A 19670-nucleotide genomic window follows, 5' to 3' on the forward strand; every position below is an offset into this window, starting at 1 on the left:
AGATATGTGCGGCGTCGTCGGAACTGTTTCCCACTCACCAGTAAATCAACTTCTCTATGATGCGCTGCTACTTTTGCAGCATCGCGGACAGGATGCGGCAGGTATTGCAACGATGAATGGTAATTCGTTCACGATGCACAAAGCCAATGGCTTGGTACGAGATGTGTTTAGAACTCGCAATATGCGTAGCTTGGTTGGTAATGCTGGCATTGGCCAAGTGCGTTACCCAACTGCAGGTTCTGCAAGTAGTGAAGAAGAGGCGCAACCTTTCTACGTGAGCGCACCTTACGGCATTATTTTGGCGCATAACGGTAATTTAACGAATGCACCTAGCTTGCGGGTAGAGATGGCGTATCGTGACCGTCGTCATATCAATACCAGCTCTGATACTGAAGTATTGCTTAACGTGTTAGCTGATGAACTTCAAAAAGAAACTAATAGCGCGGCCCTAGATGAAGGCGCGATGTTTAACGCTGTTACTGGTGTGACTAATCGCGTTAAAGGTTCGTATGCAGTAGTTTCTTTAATAGCGGGTTATGGCTTATTGGCCTTCCGAGATCAGTACGGCATTCGTCCGCTGTGTATTGGTCGTATCGATACTCCTCAGGGCCCTGAGTGGATGATTGCATCTGAGTCTGTAGCGCTCGAAGGCTTAGGCTTTACTTTTGTTCGCGACGTTCATCCAGGTGAGGCAATTTATATCGACTTAGATGGTAATTTCTATTCACGTCAATGTGTACCTAATGCGGTGTTGACACCTTGTATTTTTGAATATGTCTACATGGCACGTCCTGACTCCATCATTGACGGCGTGATTGTCTACAACGTGCGTATGCGCATGGGAGATTACCTGGCCGAGAAGATCCGCAAAGAGACTAATGTCGATGAAATCGATGTGGTGATGCCGATTCCGGATTCCAGCCGTCCAGCAGCTATGCAGGTAGCAAAGAAATTGGGCGTGGATTACCGTGAAGGCTTCTTTAAGAACCGTTACATCGGCCGTACATTTATCATGCCTGGCCAAGCTGTTCGTAAGAAGTCTGTTCGTCAAAAACTCAATGCCATGCGTATTGAATTTAAAGACAAGACGGTATTGATTGTGGATGACTCCATCGTTCGTGGCACAACCTCATTTGAGATTGTGCAGATGGCACGTGAATCTGGTGCGAAGAAGGTGATTTTTGCATCTGCTGCACCACCAGTGCGTTTCCCGAACGTTTACGGTATTGATATGCCAACTCGCAGCGAATTGGTTGCCTATGGCCGGACTGATGAAGAGATCAATAAGATGATTGGTGCAGATCAGTTGATCTATCAAAGCATTGAAGATATGAAGCAGGCAGTGAGGGACGTTAATCCAGATATCAAGAACTTTGAAGCATCTTGCTTTGATGGCTTCTATATTACGGGTGACATTACCGAGTCCTATCTTGATGCCTTAGAAGCCGCTAGAAATACCTCTGATGCGAAGGCTGATCGTCAGAAGGATTCGAGTGACTTCGCCCGTTCACAGCTCCACCTGCATTTGGCTACCGAAGACTAAAAAGCGACAGGAATTTGCCTTACTCGAGGCAAATTCGTAATTCGGTGTCAAAATAGCGGCATGAAGAGCAAAACTATACGCAAAAAACCTGATTTTTCTAAGCTAGCACTCGAGACCTTGGCGGTTCGCGCTGGTACTCGTCGCACTGCTGAATACCAAGAGCATTCAGAGGCGATGTTTCTGACATCCAGCTTCTGTTTTGATAGTGCAGAGTTAGCAGCTGATGGTTTTGCGCATGCTGACCAAGGCTTTATCTATTCTCGTTTTACTAATCCAACTGTAAGCATGTTCCAGGATCGCTTGGCTGCTTTAGAGGGTGGCGAGGCATGTATCGCCACCGCTTCCGGAATGTCTGCCATTCTGACAATGGCAATGGCGCATTTACAATCAGGTGATCACGTGGTTTGCTCACGCTCGGTATTTGGTGCAACGATTCAGTTGTTCACTAATATCTTGGGTCGCTTTGGTATTACAACCACTTATGCTGATTTGGCTGATACCAAATCATGGCAGGCTGCCGTTCAGCCAAATACTAAGCTGTTCTACCTGGAGACTCCTTCCAATCCTTTAACTGAGATTGCAGACATTAAAGCAATCTCAAAAGTAGCGAAAAAGGCGGGCGCCTTATTCGCGGTGGATAACTGCTTCTGCACGCCTGCTTTGCAAAAACCATTGGCGCTTGGTGCTGATGTTGTGATTCATTCGGCCACTAAGTACTTAGATGGACAAGGCCGAGTAGTGGGTGGAGCAATTGTAGGCAGCAAAGATTTCATCATGGGTAAAGTATTCCCATATGTTCGTACCGCAGGGCCAACGCTATCCGCATTCAATGCCTGGGTGTTCCTCAAAGGCCTGGAGACTTTAGAGCTTCGCATGAAGCAGCAGAGTCAGAATGCACTCGCCTTGGCTCAATGGCTTGAGAAGCAATCTGGAGTAGAGCGCGTTTACCATCCCGGCCTGAAATCGCATCCTCAACATGCGTTGGCAATGCGCCAGCAAAAAGAGGGTGGGGCGATTGTTTCTTTCACATTGAAGGGTGGCAAGAAGGCAGCGTTCAAGCTTATCAACCAAACGAAGCTTTGCTCGATTACTGCAAACTTGGGTGATACCCGCACAACTATTACTCACCCAGCTACAACAACGCATTGCCGTGTGACGCCTGAGGCTCGTAAAGCCGCTGGTATTTCGGATGGCTTGGTGCGTATTGCAGTTGGCCTTGAAAATATTAATGATCTGAAGGGTGACCTCGTTGGCGGACTCAAAAAATAATCAAGTGCATCAAGATAAACCCATGGGCTTCTCCGATGCCACGCAATTTTGGAATGAGCGCTTCGATAAAGAAGAGTTCATATTTGGCAAAGAGCCTAACGAGTACCTTGCTGAGAAAACAAAGCAATATCTAAAGCCCAAAGATAAGGTTCTTTGTATTGCTGACGGCGAGGGTCGCAATGGCGTTTGGCTTGCTAAGCAAGGCATGCAGGTTATTGGATTTGATGCATCCGATATTGCGCTAGCTAAAGCAAAACAGTTTGCCAAAGATAATCAAGTGCAAGTTGAGTATTCTTTCTCTGATACTGATAGCTATGCGTGGCAAGAAAATACTTATGACGCAGTGATTGGGATCTTCATTCAATTTGCCGATCCAGCAATGCGCGCTAGAATCTTTGAGCAAGCTTACAAGGCGACAAAACCTGGTGGACTCTTTATCTTGCAGGGCTATACTCCTAAGCAACTAGATTACAAAACCGGCGGCCCATCATTAATAGAGCATCTCTACACAGAAGAGTTAATTAGAGATCTTGCCAAAGACTTTGAAATACTTGAGCTTGTAAGTTACGAGAAAGAACTTTCTGAGGGCCCGCGCCACACTGGCATGTCTGCAATATTGGGATTGGTTGCTAAGAAGTGACTGCTTTCCTATGAAGACTATTGAAATTAAAAGCGCATGGCAGGGTAATAGTGACTGTAATGCCTGCTCCATCCGTAGCTCTGCACTCTTTGCCGAATTAAATGAAGAAGATTTTTCCAAAATTCATTCGCCAATTGATGATCTACGATATGAAGCAAATACAGGGATTTATACACAGGGAGATTCTGCTGAGCATTTATTTACCTTGCGTGAAGGTTATATAAAGCTATTGCATATCAATTCCGATGGCTCAACTAGAATAGTCCGATTAGTAATGCCGGGTGATTTATTCGGGATGGAGGCTTTGTTGGGCAAGATTTATGCTCATTCAGCCACTGCTTTATCAAATATCCATTTATGCCGCATACCAAAAGCCATTATTTCCAGTTTGGGAGAAGAGTCACCACGCTTGCATAGGCAGATTGTGAAGAAATGGGGTGAGGCCTTGGCTCAATCAGAGTCTTGGTTTTCTGAAATTAATACCGGGAGAATTGAGGTGCGCTTAGCGAGATTTTTCTTGCGTGTTGCTAAGATCTCTGGTGATATGGCGGTCTCGCCACTTTTCAAACGAGAGGACATGGGCTTAATGATGGATGTGAAATTTGAGACTATCAGCAGGGCACTTGCTTCAATGGCAGAGCAGGGCTTAATCTCAAATATTAGCAGATTGAGTATTCAGATACCTAGCATGGAGAATCTACGAAAGTTTTCGCAGGTAGGTTCATAAAGACTAATTGCAAAAAAATGCCGCCTATTCATAAAATAAGCGGCATTTTTATTTGCTCAGCTAAGAATTATTTCAGAATCGGAATTAAGCTTTCTTAGCGTAAGCAGAGCACCAGCCCTTACCGGCAACTTGCTTTCCTGCAAACAATGAACAACCACCAGCAGCAGCGCCAACCTTACCTTGAAACAATGCACAGTTATCGCACTCTTGGCCAGCAGCGTATTTTGCATACTTGGCTTTATCAACTGTAGCTGCGTTTGCTTTGTAACCTAATGCAGCAGCCTGTGGATCAGTTTCAGCAACCATAGCTTGAGCTTGAACTTTATTGTTCAAAACTAATGTACAAGCACCAGCAGCTGACAAAATCATAAATTGACGACGACTATTTTTCATATGAACTCCAGTTTTAGATAAATAAGAGGGTAAAAAAACTAACTATATGGCATGTTAAAGAGGATGACACTACTATCAATAGGGGTTTCTCAGTATTAAGTTTAGTCATGATTGGGCACACAATATGCATAAAAGCATTTAAAACGGCATTCCAATTAAAAAATAATACAAAGAGGGTTTTATGAAAAAGTTTCTTTCTCTTGGTCTGATATTGTTTTCAGGCATTTCAGCAGCGCAATCTGGCGTATCAGCCAGCCCTGAATTGCTGCAAATTATTGATAAATCCACTAATTTTGTGGTCAAAACATCCAAAGGGTCAATTGAAATTACCCGTGTGATGACGCCTTGCGCCAAAAATAAAGGGTGGTTGCAACCATTAATTCCTATTAAAGGCGTGGTTCCCGTTGATGAAATCGATGTATTAAATGCATTAAACGATAAAGATTCAGTGGTAGTCGATATGCGCGTAGTTGATGATCGCGTTAAAGGAACAATCCCCGGCTCTATTGGCATTCCATATACTGAAGTGGCAATGCGCATGGATGAGTTGGGTTGCAAAAAGCCTGCTGCCGGATCAACTAAATGGGATTGCTCAAAGGCGAAGAAAGTCTATGCTTTTTGCAATGGTCCTGTTTGTCCGCAAAGTCCAATGGCGATGGCTGCCATGACTCGTGATGGTTTCCCTGCTACGAAAATCTATTACTATCGTGGTGGCATGCTTGACTGGGATGCGCTTGGATTGACTACTATAAAGGGTGAGCTTTAAAACTTTTGCTCACCTTATTATTTAATAAAAGGGAGCCTAGGCTCCCTTTTCCATATTGCACTTAATAAAGTTGCAATTATTTTTATTGCATTGTTGAATTCACCCCGGTGTAAGTCTTTATTTTGTAAGCATGATCCATATCAAATCATTGGGATTTGATATGGATCAATCAATTGATGTGTATTCACTCCGAAATCTTGACTTACCATAAGCGCGGTCAATAAAATACAATTAAATATATTATTAAAAAATGACAAAATAATAATTGTCATTAGGATGGCTTATTTGGTGGACTATAGATCAAATAGGCTGTAAATTGCATCGTTATTAAGGTCCTCTATTGGTTCGTGTTGCACTAATTTTGAAATGTGGTTAACGGTACTGCTAATCTCAACATAAACTTAAAAAGAGTGCAGGCGTCTACAGATGATGTCTGCCAAATAATGAAGGCTCTCTCTAGCCGAGGTCGAATGATGTTGTCGTGTCAAATTGGACGGGGAGAGAAATGTGTGGGTGAATTGGAAGGATACTCTTAGCTATTCATTAGCCTACCTGATCGCAGCAATTAGCCGTGTTACGCAATGAGGATTTAGTAAAGACTAGGAGAGAGAGGTAATTTTATTACTCGCTATCCAGTTATGCTGTCCTCCCTGTTATGAGGATGTTAAATCAGAATTACTGTAGTGAATAACCAAAGGGGGTTTTATATGAAATGTAATGTTGGCGGTATTGATCGTATGCTACGCATGGTTGTAGGTTTGGTTCTAATCGGACTTGCCCTTACTGGAACGTTGGGCATATGGGGATGGATTGGAATTGTTCCTTTGGCTACCGGATTGTTTAGATTTTGTCCAGCGTATCCGTTGCTGGGAATTAATACTCGTGGCACCGGTTCTTGTGATGGCGGCGGTGGCTGTAAGTAGTTTAAAAGATGGTAATTAGCGGCCCATAAAAGGGCCGCTTTTTAATTTTTTGTGAAGTTTTTTTCTCGCCTGCTATGCAGGGTATTGGCACGCATAATTTATTCTCATCGTGTATTTAGGATCAGCCCCAACAATGAGAAGGTTATGTAAAAGTAGATTGCCCTAGAAGAATTGCAGTATCTGGAATTTAATGCTCTATAAATCTTCGTGGATCATTAATGGGACGTAAAGGCATGATGTGAATTTGTTTTCCATCTAATTCAACATGCATCCTACTGCCAACCGCCATATTTAATCTCTTAATTTCAGCTGTAGAGGCTTCCCATTCAATCCGGTGCTCACTGTTTTCTACTCGCAACTGTATAACTGCGATCTGTCCAAGGCTGCTCATTTTTTCAATGGATGCAGGCACACTTATTGATGAGGATATGTCATGTACGCTCAAGCCACTCTGAGGAATAACCCATGCCACTTGGGCATCCGGCGGAATTTTTCCTTTATCAGCAACATCAAAGCTTCGTTCACATCCATCCCAAGTAAGCTTGCCTGCATTAAATCTTCCTTGAAACATATTACTAATTCCAACTAGCTCTGCTACACGAGAGTTTCTTGGTCTTTGGAAAAGTGTCTGGGGGACGGCTGTTTGGAGGCTAACCCCTTCATCGATCACTGTGATCCTGTCAGCCAGTAAATCTGCTTCACGTAAATCGTGCGTGACCAATACGATGGGGATATTCAAATCTTTGCGTAAGTCGGCAAGGGTTTTGTACAGACTTTTACGTGTTGGAGCATCGATTGCGGAAAAGGGTTCATCGAGTAATAAAATTTTGGGCTGTCTCGCTAAGGCACGAGCTAATGCAACGCGTTGCTGTTGACCGCCGGAAAGTTGATCTGGCATTCGATCTGCAAGATCGGCAATACCCATCTTAACCAACCATTCCTTAGCTATCCATATTCTTTTTCTTGAATTGGGCTCAGAATTTTGTAATGGAATGCTGACATTCTCGGCTGCCGTAAGATGCGGAAATAGGGCGTATTGTTGAAATAAAAAACCACAAGAGCGCCGTGCAGGGGTTAGATTCTTGCTTATGCCATTTAGTTCATTGGCTTCAAACCAAACCTCATTGCCACATATAATTCGGCCAGTCTTGGCTTGGCTTAGGCCTGCAATAGCTCGAAGTGTGCTTGTTTTGCCGCTCCCAGATGGGCCAACCAGCGCGTGTAGTTCTCCTGCCGCACATTCAAGACTAATTTGCAGAGGGTTGGGGAGGGTTTGAGCAATCTTTAGCTTAAGCATTAAGTTCTCAATCTGCGCGGGTAACGCGAGCTTTTACCAAAGACCCCATAGGAGAGGGTAATTGAAATCAGTGATACTCCCAAAAGAAGTAGGGCCAAAACGCCTGCCCCAGAAGAATCAAAATTTTGCACCTTGTCATAAATGGCGATTGAAACCGTCTTGGTTTCTCCGGGAATGGCTCCACCAACCATCAGCACCACTCCAAATTCACCTAGGGTATGTGCAAAGGTCAGCACAGTGGCGCTTATGATGCCCCGCCAGGCAAGTGGTAGCTCGATTAAGCGAAAGATTTGCCAATTTGAAAGTCCGCTAACCTGTGCTGCTTCTCGTATATCGGGGTTAATGGATTCAAATGCCCTCTGGATTGGTTGAATGGCAAATGGTAGGTTTGCGATGAGTGATGCAATCAGAATGCCCGCAAAGGAAAAGACCAAAGGAATCCCAAATAAGGTCTTGCCGCTTAATCCAGTTAAGAGGTAAAAACCCAAAACTGTAGGGGGGAGAACTAAGGGTAGTGCCAGTACAGCTTCGATCCACGGTTTGCATTTGTGGAGCTTGAAAAGTGAGTAGGACACCCAAATCCCAAAAGGAATGATGAGAACCACGGTCCAAAGGGCGAGCTTAATTGAGAGAAAAATTGCATCTGCATCCATCGTTTAATTGTATTGCTTATTTAAGCATGGATTCCTGTAAGATTGAATTCAATTTAACGGGAATGTATGGCTAAGCTAAGGACATATATTTGAAACCATTACTACTATTAAGCTTCCTATGGCCAAAAAAACAAATTTAAGTGCCCTTAAGGCGGTGCAGAAGTCCGCTCTACAGGCTACTAAATTAATGAAAGTTCTAGCAAACCAGAAGCGTCTTTTATTGTTATGCGAAATTGCTCAGGGTGAAAAATGTGTGAGTGACTTAGAGTTGAGCACCGGAATAAAGCAGCCAACTCTTTCGCAGCAGCTAACCGTCTTGCGTGAAAATAAGATCGTTCAAACACGCCGCGAAGGAAAGCAAATTCACTATACCGTTAAAAGCCAAGCAGCATTAGCAATAATGGAGGTGTTATATGCACAGTTTTGTAAAAAAGCGACTTAGAACTTAGATGATGAATATTTTCTCCGCCCTCAAGAGGGTATTAACCCCGAGCCCACCTGAGTCGATTCCTGAGGGGGCGGTATTCATTGACGTGAGATCACCGATGGAGTTTTCCGGGGGAAGCATTCCTGGTGCTATCAATATTCCGGTGAATCAAATTCAACTCATTGCGGCTCACAAACCTGCTATTCATAAGCAAAAACCTATTGTTGTATTTTGCGCTTCCGGAATGCGCTCGGGTGTTGCAAGGCGTCAATTAATCTCGATGGGTTATGAGATCGTAATCAACGGTGGCGGTGTATCTCAACTTGCGATGCGTTTGGCGCAACCGCGCTCCTAAATACTGCACCGTACTATAGTCAACTAGTTACTAAAAAGTAAATCTGACTCGCGACATTCGTTTTTTGGCTCTTGATTGGCGCTAATTCAATAGAACCTAGCGTTTCTCCTAACTAGCATTGTACCTATTGTGCGTTCATTATCACTTTATACATAATATTTATATTGATAAAATCAGATACGATTGGAGCGGGGATGAACTTAGCACTCAAGATGGTTTTAGCATTCATTTTTATAGCGCTATCTACATTTGCGCGTGCGGATGCAGAGATTTTGCGACCTTTTATTCTGGCCTCAAAAGTAGTTGGCGGTTTAGACGGCGTAACGGAAACCACTAGGACAGCTTTAGTGAGCAATGGATTTGAGGTTGTTGGGACTTACAGACCCTATAGCAATGCCGTGATCTTGATTGTTACTAATGAAGAATTGAAGAAAAATGCAGCTAGTTCAGAGTATGGTGGCTTTGGAGCTGCGCAGAGAGTTGCTTTAACAAAGGTTGGTAATGAAGTTCAGGTCAGCTTTACCAATCCCGTATACATGGCAAACGCCTATCGCATGAAAGATCAGCAAGAGGGGGTTAAGGCTAAATTAGTTGCGGCGCTTGGCAATGTGGAAAGTTTTGGAGCAAAGGGTATGACAGCTGAGGATGCTCGCTCTTACCACTACATGATTGGCATGGAGTACTTCACAGACCCCAGCATATTAGCAACCTATAAAACACATGAAGAGGCGGTAGCAGCAGTAGAGTCAGGTTTATCGCAAGGTAAGTTTGGAGTAAAGCAGGTTTTTCGTGTTGACGTTCCTGGATCAAATGAAACATTGTTTGGTGTTGCATTAAAGGGTGGCAGCGACTCAAAAGCGCAAGACGATAAGTTCATTATGAGTGAGATTGATTTTAGAGATTTGAAATCTACCGCTCATCTTCCGTATGAAATATTGGTCTCAAAAAGTACTGTTTTAGCCCTTTATGCTCGTTTTCGTATTGCAATTAATTTTCCAGATTTAGCAATGATGGGATCGCATAGCTTTGTCAATATCATGAGTACCCCCGAAGCGATTCGAAAAGCTTTAAAGGCCACTGTAACTGGCGCACCAGAGTAATGGCGGCTGTTGCAATGCATCATTGTGCTTAAAATTTTTGCTGAGAAGTTAATCTAAACTCCTGGGCGACTAGGGAAACTCAGTAGAAAACATTATTGTTTTTTATAGAATGTTATGTTGGAATAAGGTATTCGTAATTTAATCAAAATGAAGAGCAAAAACGTGAGTAAAAATTCTCAAGAGAATCAAGTAAAGCCTTACTGGAATCCTCTGGTAGCGGGTTTATTGTTAGGCGTTGTTCTTTTATTGACTTTTGTCATTACCGGTCATGGATTGGGTGCGACCGGCTTCACTACTCGATTAACCGCTTGGTTGGGGGTACATGTCGCCCCGCAAGCCACTCTAGCTAACGACTATCTAGGCCCCTTGGCCGAGGAATCTAGTCCACTCAGCTCCTGGATTAGCTGGCAATTCTTGGGGGTTGCTCTAGGTGCTTTGCTTTCAGCATTTTTGGCCCATCGCCTTAAAATTCAATTGGATGGTAAGCGCTTTTTAGGTGGCGCTAGTCGCCCATTTACCGCTTTAGGTGGCGGCATCTTAGCTGGCTTTGGCGCACGAGTTTCAGCCGGCTGCACTAGTGGATTGGGTTTATCGGGAGCCGCTACTCTGAGTTTAGCTGGCTTTGTATTTTTAGTGACCTTCTTTGCCGTTGGTCTAATTGCAAATCGCTTTATGAAGGAGTCGCACTAATGAGTGAAATTATTTCAGGCCTATTATTAGGCGGTGCTTTTGGTTTTGTCTTGGAGCGCGCCGGTTTTGGCAGTCCATGCAAATTGACTGCTCAATTTCGATTGACAGATTGGTCGGTATTTAAGGTGATGTTTACTGCAATCGTATTTACCGCAGTTGGCCTCATGATTTTGGAAAAAATGGGTATCGTTGCGTCACAAGAGCTTTTTGTGCCGCCGGCATTTTTAGGTGCGGCGGCTCTTGGCGGCGCGTTGGTTGGTGCTGGGTTTGCTATCGGCGGCTACTGTCCAGGCACTTCTTTGGTCGGATTTGTATCGGGTCGTTTAGATGCGGCAATCTTTCTAATTGGTTTAGTAATTGGTACCGTGGCTTTTTCCATGCTATTTGGAAGTATTGAGTTTCTGACCTCGGCTGGTGAGTATGTGCAGGCGAGCACTTTACCTGAGGCCCTTAATTCTTCTGATGTTTTGATTAATGCTTGCATGATTGGCGCAGCGATTGGCGTATTTGTATTGGGCTCCTGGATGGAAAAGAAGGCGGGCGGCCCAATTCAAGCGGTTGATGCAATGAATGGCTGCGAGATTCGCAAGTAATTTTATAAATATTTTTAAATATTTATTATGCAAAGGCAGAAAATGAATAAGATTCAAATCATAGTGGCATCCGCTTTATATGCCCTGTCAGGCTTAATACAGGCCGCCGGTCTGCCGGGTCCGATTGTCAGTACTGACTGGTTGGCAAGTAATTTAGCTAATGTTCAAGTTCTTGAGGTTACCGGACAGGTTAAGAGTTTCATTAAGGCGCCGGAGTTTGAGATAGACAAGAAGACTGGTAAAAAAATGCTAGTGGATGCTGGCGGCCATATTGAGGGATCTCATTTGCTGAACTCAAAAGATGTCCGTGTTGAGCGTCTTTTAGATGGCGATAAAACTAAATTTCTCATTCCGGAGCAAGCAGACTTCCAAAAGTTGATTCAGTCCGTTGGTATTAATTCTAATAAGCCGATTGTGATTGTTCCCATTGGCATGGATATGTCTGACGTTGACGAGGGCCTACGTGCTTTTTGGCAATTCAAGGTGTATGGCGAAAGTAATATTGCTGTATTGGATGGTGGTTTAGCGGGATGGCTAGCTGAAGGCCGAGCATTCTCTATGGCACCCGCACCTACAGCTGTCGGTAATTGGGTGGCTCAAGCAGCCAACAAGGATTTAATTGCCACTACTGCTGAAGTTGTTCAGGCATCCAAATCTGGCAATATTCAATTGATCGATTCACGTCAGCCTATGCAGTACTTGGGCATTAACAAGAAACCTGATGTAGCTGGTTTTGGTCATATTCCAGGCGCAAAAAATTTCGCACCAGAGCTGATGTCTCGATCTGTAGATGGCGCTTTATATTTCTTAAAGCCAGTAACTTATGCTGCTGTTATGGAGGCAAATGGTATCAAGCCAAAGGAACCTTCAATTAGCTACTGCAATACTGGTCACTTAGCCGCTGGCTCTTGGTTCATCATGACTGAAATCTTGGGTAATAAGTCTGCGCAACTTTATGATGGTTCAGCGTACTTGTGGACTAAGCAGGGCAATAAACTTGAGGGCGTACCTCTGAATTAGTAAGGAATAAAAACCCGTTACCAGTTGGCAACGGGTTTTTTTATCAACTATGCATGAGTTAAAAAATAGATCTAAAAAAGAAAAGGGGATTGAATGAAAGCTGGAAAAATTGTTAGTGCGATGATGTTAGGTGGACTTATTTCTACTGGTGCATACGCAACAAATGGATATTTTGCTTCTGGCTACGGTATTCAGTCTCAAGGTATGGGTGGCGTGAGCATTGCATTCCCACAAGATTCTTTAGCAGCAGCAAGTAACCCAGCCAGTATTGGCTTCTTAGGGGATCGCCTGGATGTCGGTGTAACTTACTTCCAGCCAAATCGTTCTGCCACTTTGTCCAACTCAGGATATGGGGGGCAATCAATGCCAAGCATGAATGGTTCTTATGATGGAAATGGTACCAAGAGCTTCTGGATTCCTGAATTTGGTATTACCAAAGCGATTAACAAGGAATTTTCTGTTGGTTTGAACGTATTTGGTAATGGCGGTATGAATACAAACTATACAGCTCGTATTCCGCAGTTTAACGGCGGAACGGCTCAAGGAACAGCCAATAACAATACTCCCGGCGTAAATCTCGAGCAGATGTTCATCTCGCCGACTGTGTCATGGAAGCCCATTGAGAATCAATCCCTTGGCGTTTCTTTGATATATGTGAATCAAACATTCTCTGCAACTGGCTTGGGTAATTTTGCTAGCCCTCAAGCATCTAGCTCATACAAAAATGTTACTGATAACGGTAACTCAAATTCATCTGGTTTTGGTTATCAATTGGGTTGGCTTGGAAAGTTCACGGATTATTTGAGTGTTGGCGTACGTTATCAGCCGAAGATTACTATGTCGAGCTTTGGTAGCTACAGTGGCTTATTTGCTGGTGGTGGATCATTCGATATACCTGAGACGTATGGTGCTGGCTTGGCATTTAACCCAACTAAAGATATCACTCTTGCCGCGGACTATCAAAATATTAAGTACGGGAACATACCTTCTATTGCGAACCCGATTTCTAACTTTAATACCGCTCAATTAGGCTCTACCAATGGACCTGGCTTTGGATGGCAAAATATTAATGTTTACAAGCTCGGAGCAAACTGGCGCATTAATCCTAGTTGGGCGGTACGGGTCGGATATAACTTTAATGATCAGCCAATTCCTAGTTCGCAAACCCTATTTAACGTGCTTGCTCCGGGCGTAATCACCCAACAAGCTTCTATTGGCGCTACATACTATATTGGTAAAGAGTATGAGATCTCAGGTTTTTATGCCAGAGGTTTTAGCCAGACTGTTACCGGAAACTATTCTGCCGCTGGTTTGACAGGCACCTCGAGTCTGAATATGCACCAAGACTCCCTAGGCTTGGCATTTGGTTGGAAGTATTAATGCCTTTCTATTTGTTTGATTTTAGCTTCGACTAATTTCAGCCCCTCGCCTAGGTGAGGGGCTTTTATTCATAGTAGGTTACATGTATTTATGATCTAGATCATGAATATAGCTTGACTCTAGAAAGCAATTTTTTTAATATATAAATTTATATATTATTGCTCTAGGAAAAGTAAGGCTATTTAAAGGCGTATATTTGGGTTCATATCTGCGTTAGCCTCTAGATCATTTGTAGTGAGGGTAGTTAATAACTGCAGTAATCATTGATGAAGAAAGAAAAGCTATGTCCAAAAAATCAACTGTAGCAGCATTGGCGATTGCATTAGCAGGATTGGCTTCGGCGCCAATCGCTCACTCCGCTGATACGTCTACAGCTCCTGCTAGCGCAGAGCAAAAAAAGCCTTGTGCCCCTAAGAAAGAAGCCTCAAACCCTTGTGGCCCAGCAAAGAAAAAGGCCGCAAACCCTTGTGGTCCATCTAATCCGTGCGGCCCAAAGAAACGTAAATCGGCAGAATAAGTTTTTGTTCTCCATGTCGATTGAGTCGACCCTTTGTTTGGCGGCGCAACAGCTTGCCGCTATTCAAATGGACTATGCCCAAAAAGGGTTGACTTTAAGTCAGATTGCATTATGTGGCGCTAAAGAATTTATAGAGTGGCAGCACTATCCGCGTAATGATTTGGTGGATGAGGAAAGTGGTTATGAGTTTTACTATCACGCCCATTCGGCTGATGAAACGCCTTTAGATGAACATGGCCATTTCCACTTATTTAGTCGAGATGCCCGAAATCCAGAGGAGTTTTGTCATCTAATTGCCATTGCCTTGAACCAAAAGGGCTTACCCATCAGGATATTTACAACGAATCAATGGGTTACTGGTGAGCTATATGCATCTGCCGAGGAGGTTTTACAAAGACTCAGGCTGTTTGATATGGCAATCAAGGGCCGCATGAGTCGAGTGGCCGCTTGGATTACTGCTTTTACCAGCTTGTTCTATAAAGATATGGAAGCTTTGATTCTGGAGCGTGATTTGGTTGTTGAAAGTTTATCAGCGGAACTTGGGGGCATGGAGACTGCATTGGAATCAAGGAGGGACGCGGTTTTAACGCAGTGCAATATTGATTTGATGGCAAGGCTTTCTGAAAACCTCTTAATTGAATGTTGAATAGTGCACCCACCTTTTTTGTATATGTTCTTTAGGGTTTATCGCTATTCAATAGATCGGTAAAAATGATTCAAATATGCGTTCACATGCATATATTTACGAAATGAGAAAAGCGTTGAGAAAAAGAGCGGTTGATGTGACAAAGAGTTTGAGCCCCGCGTTAATGGAACAAGTATTTTCCGTCATGGCCGGTTACTTTAGCGTCCTCTCTGAATCCTCACGTTTGAGAATTATGTATGCCATTTGTGGTGGAGAAAAGTCTGTCTCAGAAGTGCTTGCATTGTGCGGCTCGAGTCAGGCAAATATTTCTCGTCAACTTACTGCGCTGCATAAGGCTGGAATTGTATCTAGACGTAAAGAGGGAGTGACCGTTTATTACGCTATTGCTGATGAAGCAACGGTAGAAATGTGCCAGTTGATCTGCGCAAAAATAGCTCAAGAGTTACATTAATTTTTTTCGGTATTTATCAAATTTAATTAGAGGTTAAATGTCTAAAGATCAAATTGAATTGGGTGCAAAAGATATTTCTGCAGTCGAGAAACCTCTCGATCGTGCACGCATAATTAAGGCGCCAGAAAATTTTCTATCAAAAGAATTAATTTCTGACATTAATAAAAATGGCTTAGATGAGAATCGACGTGGCTTTCTGCGCAAGAGCTTTATGGCGGCTGCGGCTGCTGGTGTTTCTACTGGACAAGCATTTGCAGGTTCTATGCCGGTTGAGGGCGATCCAGCAATTTTAGAAAAGCAGCCTTGGCAAACCACTCTTGGCAAGAATGTGGCCACTATGCCTTATGGCTTGCCTTCTATTTTTGAAGCCAATATTGTTCGTCGTGAATTGCCAGGATTGACGCGAGTGTCTGCCGCCTCCGTTGCATTTACTCCTTTGCAAAGCTTATTCGGCATTATTACTCCGAATGGTTTGCATTACGAGCGTCACCACCAAGGTTGGTACAACATTGATCCCAATATGCACCGCTTAATGATTAATGGTTTGGTTAAACATAATCGTGTGTTTACGATGTCTGACTTGATGCGTCTGCCTTCAGTATCACGCATTCATTTTATTGAGTGCGGTGCAAATACTGCGGTTGAGTGGGGTAATTCTGCAGTGCCAACCGTTCAATATACCCACGGAATGCTTTCTTGCTGTGAGTTTACTGGTGTGCCACTTTCTGTTCTTTTGGAAGAGTGCGGTGCCGATCTGAAAAAAGGTAGATACCTCATGGCTGAGGGTAGCGATGGCTCAGGTGAGAATCGCACTATTAACATGGAGCAAATCGATGAGATTATGGTTGCATGGGCAATGAATGGTGAGATGCTGCGCCCCGAAAATGGCTTCCCATTGCGCTTAGTTGTTCCAGGCGTCCAAGGTGTTAGCTGGGTGAAGTGGTTACGTCGTCTAGAGTTGGGTGATATGCCGTATGGCACCAAAGACGAATCTGCTCAATATGCTGATCTAATGCCGAATGGCACTCAACGTCAATACACCTCTATTCAGGAATGTAAATCTGTTATCACCACTCCATCAGGCGGTCAGCAATTGCTTGATAAAGGCTTCTATAACGTTTCCGGAATGGCCTGGTCCGGACGCGGAAAGATTCGCAAAGTGGATGTTTCATTCGATGGTGGCAATAACTGGCGTACTGCTAGATTGGAAACCCCCGTACTTTCTAAAGCAATTACCCGCTTCAATATTGGTTGGAACTGGGATGGTGCACCTGCCATCATTCAGTCGCGCGCTACCGACGAAACTGGTTATGTTCAGCCAGCAATTAAAGCACTGCGAGATGTGCGTGGTTCGAGAGGTATCTATCACAATAATTCGATTCAATCGTGGAAAATCGAGAGCAACGGGGAGGTTGGCAATGTCCAAGTTGGTTAAACCTAGCATTGCGGTAGCGCTACTTTGCTTATTCATCTGGCAGAGTGCGTTCGCCCAAACCAGTAAATATCCCGGTATTGGTAGAGAGGCCACTCCGGCTGAAGTCAAGGCTTGGGATATTGACGTTCGTCCTGATTTCAAAGGATTGCCGCAAGGATCCGGTTCAGTTGCTGATGGTCAAGTAGTGTGGGACGGTAAGTGCGCCGCATGTCATGGTTCTTTTGGGGAATCAAATGATATCTTTACGCCACTAGTTGGCGGCACTACTAAAGAAGATATCAAGACCGGCAGAGTGGCTGCCCTGGCTGATAACAAGCAGCCTCACAGAACGACAATGATGCGCCTTTCCACTGTGTCGACTTTATGGGACTTCATTTATAGGGCAATGCCATGGAACGCACCGCGTTCTTTATCGGTTGATGAAACATTCGCAGTGGTTGCCTATATTTTGAACCTGTCAGAAGTTGTTCCAGACGATTTTGTTCTCTCGGATAAAAATATTGCCGAAGTGCAAAAGCGTATGCCCAACCGTAATGGCATGGTCATGGCGCCTGGTTTATGGCACGTTAAGGGCAAGTCTGACGTTACTGGTAGTTCTTGTATGACCAATTGCGTTAAATTTGTGCAAATTGGCTCCAGTTTGCCTCCTGAAGTCCGTAATGCTCAAGGTAACCTGGCTGAGCAAAACCGGACATTTGGTCCATTTGTCGGTGTTGATACCGCCAAACCTCCATTGAAAGCTTTGCCTGGTGCAGATGGTGTGGCGCACTCATCTATTACTAAAGTGGCAAAAACGCCTGCTGACCTGTTTAAAGACAATAATTGCTCAGCTTGCCATGCTCAAGCAGCTAAGCTTGTTGGGCCCTCTACGAATGATGTGGCAGCCAAGTATAAGGATCAGTCTGGTGCAGAGGATATGTTGGTCAAGAAGGTAAAAAATGGAGGATCTGGTGTTTGGGGTGCTATCCCAATGCCACCGCAGTCTGACATTTCGGATGAAACCCTTCATAAGTTAGTGCATTACGTTTTAACAGGGCAGTAAGATAATTTAGTAAAAGCTTTGGAAGTAATATTACTTATTAATTGGACATACAGCATTGGCTGAATTGATGTTGTTTGTTGAAGATTTGAATTACCGTTAAAAGATTGAAAAGGAGTTTTTATGAATGAGCAACGCCGTGTTTTGCTGAAATACTCAGCAGTTTTTGGCTTGATGGCCTCAGTGGGCTTGATTACTGAAGCTCAAGCTGCCGAGTGGAACAAAGCCGCTTTTGACGGCAAAAATCTTGACGAAGTATTCAAGGCCCTTAATGCTGGTACTCCAGAGAAATCTGCAGAGGTAGTAATGACTGCGCCTGATATTGCAGAAAATGGTGCAGTTGTGCCCGTTAACGTCTCATCTACCGGCAATGCTGACCAACTCGCAATTCTGGTTGAAAAGAATCCCGGAACACTCGCGGCTCAATTTTTCATTCCTGCTGGCACAGTGCCTAATGTAACAACACGCATCAAAATGGGTCAGACCTCCAATGTTTATGCTCTAGCAAAAATTGGTAATAAATGGGTGATGGCAGTTAAGGAAATTAAAGTGACCTTAGGTGGTTGCGGCGGTTAATTGATTAAATTTGAGAATTACATTGATATATATTTAGATAAAGGAATAAAAAATGCCTGATCCAATGCGCGTAAGAGCTGCTGAGAGCGGTGGTGTAGTTGATGTCAAAATTTTGATGAAACATGATATGGAGTCTGGTTTACGAAAAGATGCTGCCGGCAAGACTGTTCCCGCCTGGTTTATTAAGAACCTCAATGTAAAGGCTCAAGGCAAAGATGTATTGAATGCGGAATTCGGGACAGCGGTTTCTAAAGACCCTTTCTTGAATTTCAAGTACAAAGGCGCCAAAGGCGACAAGATTGTCGTTAGCTGGACTGATAGCAAAGGCGAAACAAGAACTGACGAAGCAACTGCTTCTTAATTCTGAGTTGGCTAAATATAATTAAAAAGGTTGCCATGAAGACGCGTATTTTATACGGCACAATTATTGGAGTTTTTGTCATGTTGCAAGGATTTTCTAATCTTGCTTCATCACAGACCTCCGGTTCATCAGCGGCTCCAACTGATGGGATAGAAAAATATCGAGCAATGATTGCTGATGGCAACCCTGCTGATTTATATGAGGCTGCAGGTGAAGATCTTTGGAAAAAATCCATGGGTCCGAAAAATACTTCATTGGAGAAGTGTGATTTGGGTATGGGCCCTGGCGTTGTAAAAGGTGCCTATACGCAGTTACCAAAGTACTTCAAGGATACAAACAAAGTGCAAGATCTTGAGTCTCGTTTGGTCACTTGCATGGAAACACTCCAGGGATATAGTCGTCAAGAAATTATTAAAGAACGCTTTGGAAATGGCGTACGTAAAGATCTTGAGGCTGTTGTAGCTTACGTGGTTTCTGAGTCTAAGGGGATGAAGATAGAGACTGCTGCAAAGCATCCCAAGGAAAAAGAACTTTATGAGATGGGTAAGAAGTCTTTCTACTACCAGGGTGGTCCAATGGACTTTTCTTGCGCTTCTTGTCATGGGTCTGATGGCAAGCGCATACGTTTGCAGGAATTGCCAAATATCACAACCCAAAAAGGCGCTGAAGCTGGTTGGGGTTACTGGCCCGCATATCGCGTTTCCACTGGTGATTTTTGGACAATGCAACGTCGTTTAAATGATTGCTACCGTCAACAGCGCTTCCCTGAGCCAATTTTCATCTCTGAAGACACAATTGCTGTTTCGCTTTATATGGCTATAAATGCTAAAGGTGGAACCATGAACGCACCGGGGCTAAAGCGTTAAACG

General features: G+C 43.8%; 24 protein-coding genes. 21 read left to right on the forward strand and 3 right to left on the reverse strand.

The window, feature by feature from the left end:
• The first annotated feature begins 4 nt into the window (after positions 1 to 4).
• From purF to ICV90_RS04225, 4 genes are read left to right on the forward strand one after another with little or no spacing between them, the layout of a single operon-like run.
• The gene (gene purF, locus ICV90_RS04210; RefSeq protein WP_215359971.1) at positions 5 to 1543 is read left to right on the forward strand and encodes an amidophosphoribosyltransferase; all 1539 of its coding nucleotides are present in this window, start codon (positions 5 to 7) and stop codon (positions 1541 to 1543) included.
• Positions 1544 to 1603: 60 nt separating this feature from the next.
• Positions 1604 to 2812 (forward strand): O-succinylhomoserine sulfhydrylase, encoded by a 1209-nt coding sequence (locus tag ICV90_RS04215; protein ID WP_215359973.1) that lies wholly within the window; start codon positions 1604 to 1606, stop codon positions 2810 to 2812.
• Positions 2793 to 3452 carry a bifunctional 2-polyprenyl-6-hydroxyphenol methylase/3-demethylubiquinol 3-O-methyltransferase UbiG gene (locus tag ICV90_RS04220; protein ID WP_251367798.1) on the forward strand — a complete coding sequence of 220 codons (660 nt, stop codon included), beginning with the start codon at positions 2793 to 2795 and terminating at the stop codon, positions 3450 to 3452. The genes ICV90_RS04215 and ICV90_RS04220 overlap by 20 nt, the downstream gene beginning before the upstream one ends.
• 10 nt (positions 3453 to 3462) lie before the next feature.
• Positions 3463 to 4179 (forward strand): Crp/Fnr family transcriptional regulator, encoded by a 717-nt coding sequence (locus ICV90_RS04225; RefSeq protein ID WP_215359975.1) that lies wholly within the window; start codon positions 3463 to 3465, stop codon positions 4177 to 4179.
• An 84-nt stretch (positions 4180 to 4263) separates the two neighbouring features.
• Here the strand turns inward: ICV90_RS04225 and ICV90_RS04230 are convergent, their stop codons facing one another.
• Positions 4264 to 4572, reverse strand: a complete 309-nt coding sequence (locus ICV90_RS04230; RefSeq protein ID WP_215359977.1) for a high-potential iron-sulfur protein — start codon at positions 4570 to 4572, stop codon at positions 4264 to 4266.
• 181 nt (positions 4573 to 4753) lie between these two features.
• Here ICV90_RS04230 and ICV90_RS04235 point away from each other — a divergent pair, with 181 nt between their 5' ends.
• Together ICV90_RS04235 and ICV90_RS04240 are read left to right on the forward strand one after the other, a co-directional pair.
• Positions 4754 to 5338, forward strand: coding sequence for a rhodanese-like domain-containing protein (locus tag ICV90_RS04235; protein WP_215359979.1), 585 nt, complete (start codon positions 4754 to 4756; stop codon positions 5336 to 5338).
• A gap of 707 nt (positions 5339 to 6045) precedes the next feature.
• Positions 6046 to 6261 (forward strand): DUF2892 domain-containing protein, encoded by a 216-nt coding sequence (locus ICV90_RS04240; RefSeq protein ID WP_215359981.1) that lies wholly within the window; start codon positions 6046 to 6048, stop codon positions 6259 to 6261.
• Positions 6262 to 6448: 187 nt separating this feature from the next.
• Here ICV90_RS04240 and ICV90_RS04245 read toward each other — a convergent pair whose 3' ends face one another.
• Entirely contained in the window at positions 6449 to 7558 is a 1110-nt protein-coding gene (locus ICV90_RS04245; protein ID WP_215359983.1) for an ABC transporter ATP-binding protein, read from the reverse strand.
• Entirely contained in the window at positions 7558 to 8211 is a 654-nt protein-coding gene (gene modB, locus ICV90_RS04250) for a molybdate ABC transporter permease subunit (protein ID WP_215359985.1), read from the reverse strand. The genes ICV90_RS04245 and modB overlap by 1 nt, the downstream gene beginning before the upstream one ends.
• Positions 8212 to 8329: 118 nt before the next feature.
• Between modB and ICV90_RS04255 the strand changes: the two genes are divergently transcribed.
• The 15 genes from ICV90_RS04255 to soxA all read left to right on the forward strand — a co-directional run bounded on the left by ICV90_RS04255 (position 8330) and on the right by soxA (position 19667).
• The gene (locus ICV90_RS04255) at positions 8330 to 8653 is read left to right on the forward strand and encodes a helix-turn-helix transcriptional regulator (RefSeq protein ID WP_215359987.1); all 324 of its coding nucleotides are present in this window, start codon (positions 8330 to 8332) and stop codon (positions 8651 to 8653) included.
• A gap of 7 nt (positions 8654 to 8660) precedes the next feature.
• On the forward strand, positions 8661 to 8993 hold the full coding sequence (locus ICV90_RS04260; RefSeq protein ID WP_215359989.1) for a rhodanese-like domain-containing protein: 333 nt from the start codon (positions 8661 to 8663) through the stop codon (positions 8991 to 8993).
• Between the two features lie 194 nt (positions 8994 to 9187).
• Positions 9188 to 10093: a hypothetical protein gene (locus tag ICV90_RS04265; RefSeq protein ID WP_215359990.1), complete on the forward strand. Its 906-nt coding sequence runs from the start codon at positions 9188 to 9190 to the stop codon at positions 10091 to 10093.
• A gap of 162 nt (positions 10094 to 10255) precedes the next feature.
• Complete coding sequence (locus ICV90_RS04270) at positions 10256 to 10783, forward strand: YeeE/YedE thiosulfate transporter family protein (protein ID WP_251367799.1); 528 nt, start codon at positions 10256 to 10258, stop codon at positions 10781 to 10783.
• On the forward strand, positions 10783 to 11376 hold the full coding sequence (locus ICV90_RS04275; RefSeq protein WP_215359994.1) for a DUF6691 family protein: 594 nt from the start codon (positions 10783 to 10785) through the stop codon (positions 11374 to 11376). The genes ICV90_RS04270 and ICV90_RS04275 overlap by 1 nt, the downstream gene beginning before the upstream one ends.
• A gap of 42 nt (positions 11377 to 11418) precedes the next feature.
• Entirely contained in the window at positions 11419 to 12396 is a 978-nt protein-coding gene (locus ICV90_RS04280) for a sulfurtransferase (protein WP_215359995.1), read from the forward strand.
• Between the two features lie 93 nt (positions 12397 to 12489).
• Entirely contained in the window at positions 12490 to 13776 is a 1287-nt protein-coding gene (locus ICV90_RS04285; RefSeq protein ID WP_215359997.1) for an OmpP1/FadL family transporter, read from the forward strand.
• Between the two features lie 283 nt (positions 13777 to 14059).
• On the forward strand, positions 14060 to 14293 hold the full coding sequence (locus ICV90_RS04290) for a hypothetical protein (protein WP_215359999.1): 234 nt from the start codon (positions 14060 to 14062) through the stop codon (positions 14291 to 14293).
• 13 nt (positions 14294 to 14306) lie between these two features.
• Positions 14307 to 14939: a hypothetical protein gene (locus ICV90_RS04295; protein WP_215360001.1), complete on the forward strand. Its 633-nt coding sequence runs from the start codon at positions 14307 to 14309 to the stop codon at positions 14937 to 14939.
• A gap of 163 nt (positions 14940 to 15102) precedes the next feature.
• A complete protein-coding gene (locus ICV90_RS04300; RefSeq protein WP_215360003.1) occupies positions 15103 to 15390 on the forward strand; it encodes a metalloregulator ArsR/SmtB family transcription factor in 288 nt (95 codons plus the stop codon).
• Between the two features lie 37 nt (positions 15391 to 15427).
• Entirely contained in the window at positions 15428 to 16825 is a 1398-nt protein-coding gene (soxC, locus tag ICV90_RS04305) for a sulfite dehydrogenase (protein ID WP_215360005.1), read from the forward strand.
• Positions 16809 to 17867: a c-type cytochrome gene (locus ICV90_RS04310; protein ID WP_215360007.1), complete on the forward strand. Its 1059-nt coding sequence runs from the start codon at positions 16809 to 16811 to the stop codon at positions 17865 to 17867. The genes soxC and ICV90_RS04310 overlap by 17 nt, the downstream gene beginning before the upstream one ends.
• Before the next feature lie 120 nt (positions 17868 to 17987).
• Positions 17988 to 18440: a thiosulfate oxidation carrier protein SoxY gene (soxY, locus tag ICV90_RS04315; protein ID WP_215360009.1), complete on the forward strand. Its 453-nt coding sequence runs from the start codon at positions 17988 to 17990 to the stop codon at positions 18438 to 18440.
• A 52-nt stretch (positions 18441 to 18492) separates the two neighbouring features.
• Positions 18493 to 18801 (forward strand): thiosulfate oxidation carrier complex protein SoxZ, encoded by a 309-nt coding sequence (soxZ, locus tag ICV90_RS04320; RefSeq protein ID WP_215360012.1) that lies wholly within the window; start codon positions 18493 to 18495, stop codon positions 18799 to 18801.
• A 35-nt stretch (positions 18802 to 18836) separates the two neighbouring features.
• Positions 18837 to 19667, forward strand: a complete 831-nt coding sequence (gene soxA / locus ICV90_RS04325; RefSeq protein ID WP_215360013.1) for a sulfur oxidation c-type cytochrome SoxA — start codon at positions 18837 to 18839, stop codon at positions 19665 to 19667.
• The last annotated feature ends 3 nt before the right edge of the window (positions 19668 to 19670 follow it).

Source organism: Polynucleobacter sp. JS-JIR-II-b4 (assembly GCF_018687815.1).
Lineage (GTDB): Bacteria > Pseudomonadota > Gammaproteobacteria > Burkholderiales > Burkholderiaceae > Polynucleobacter.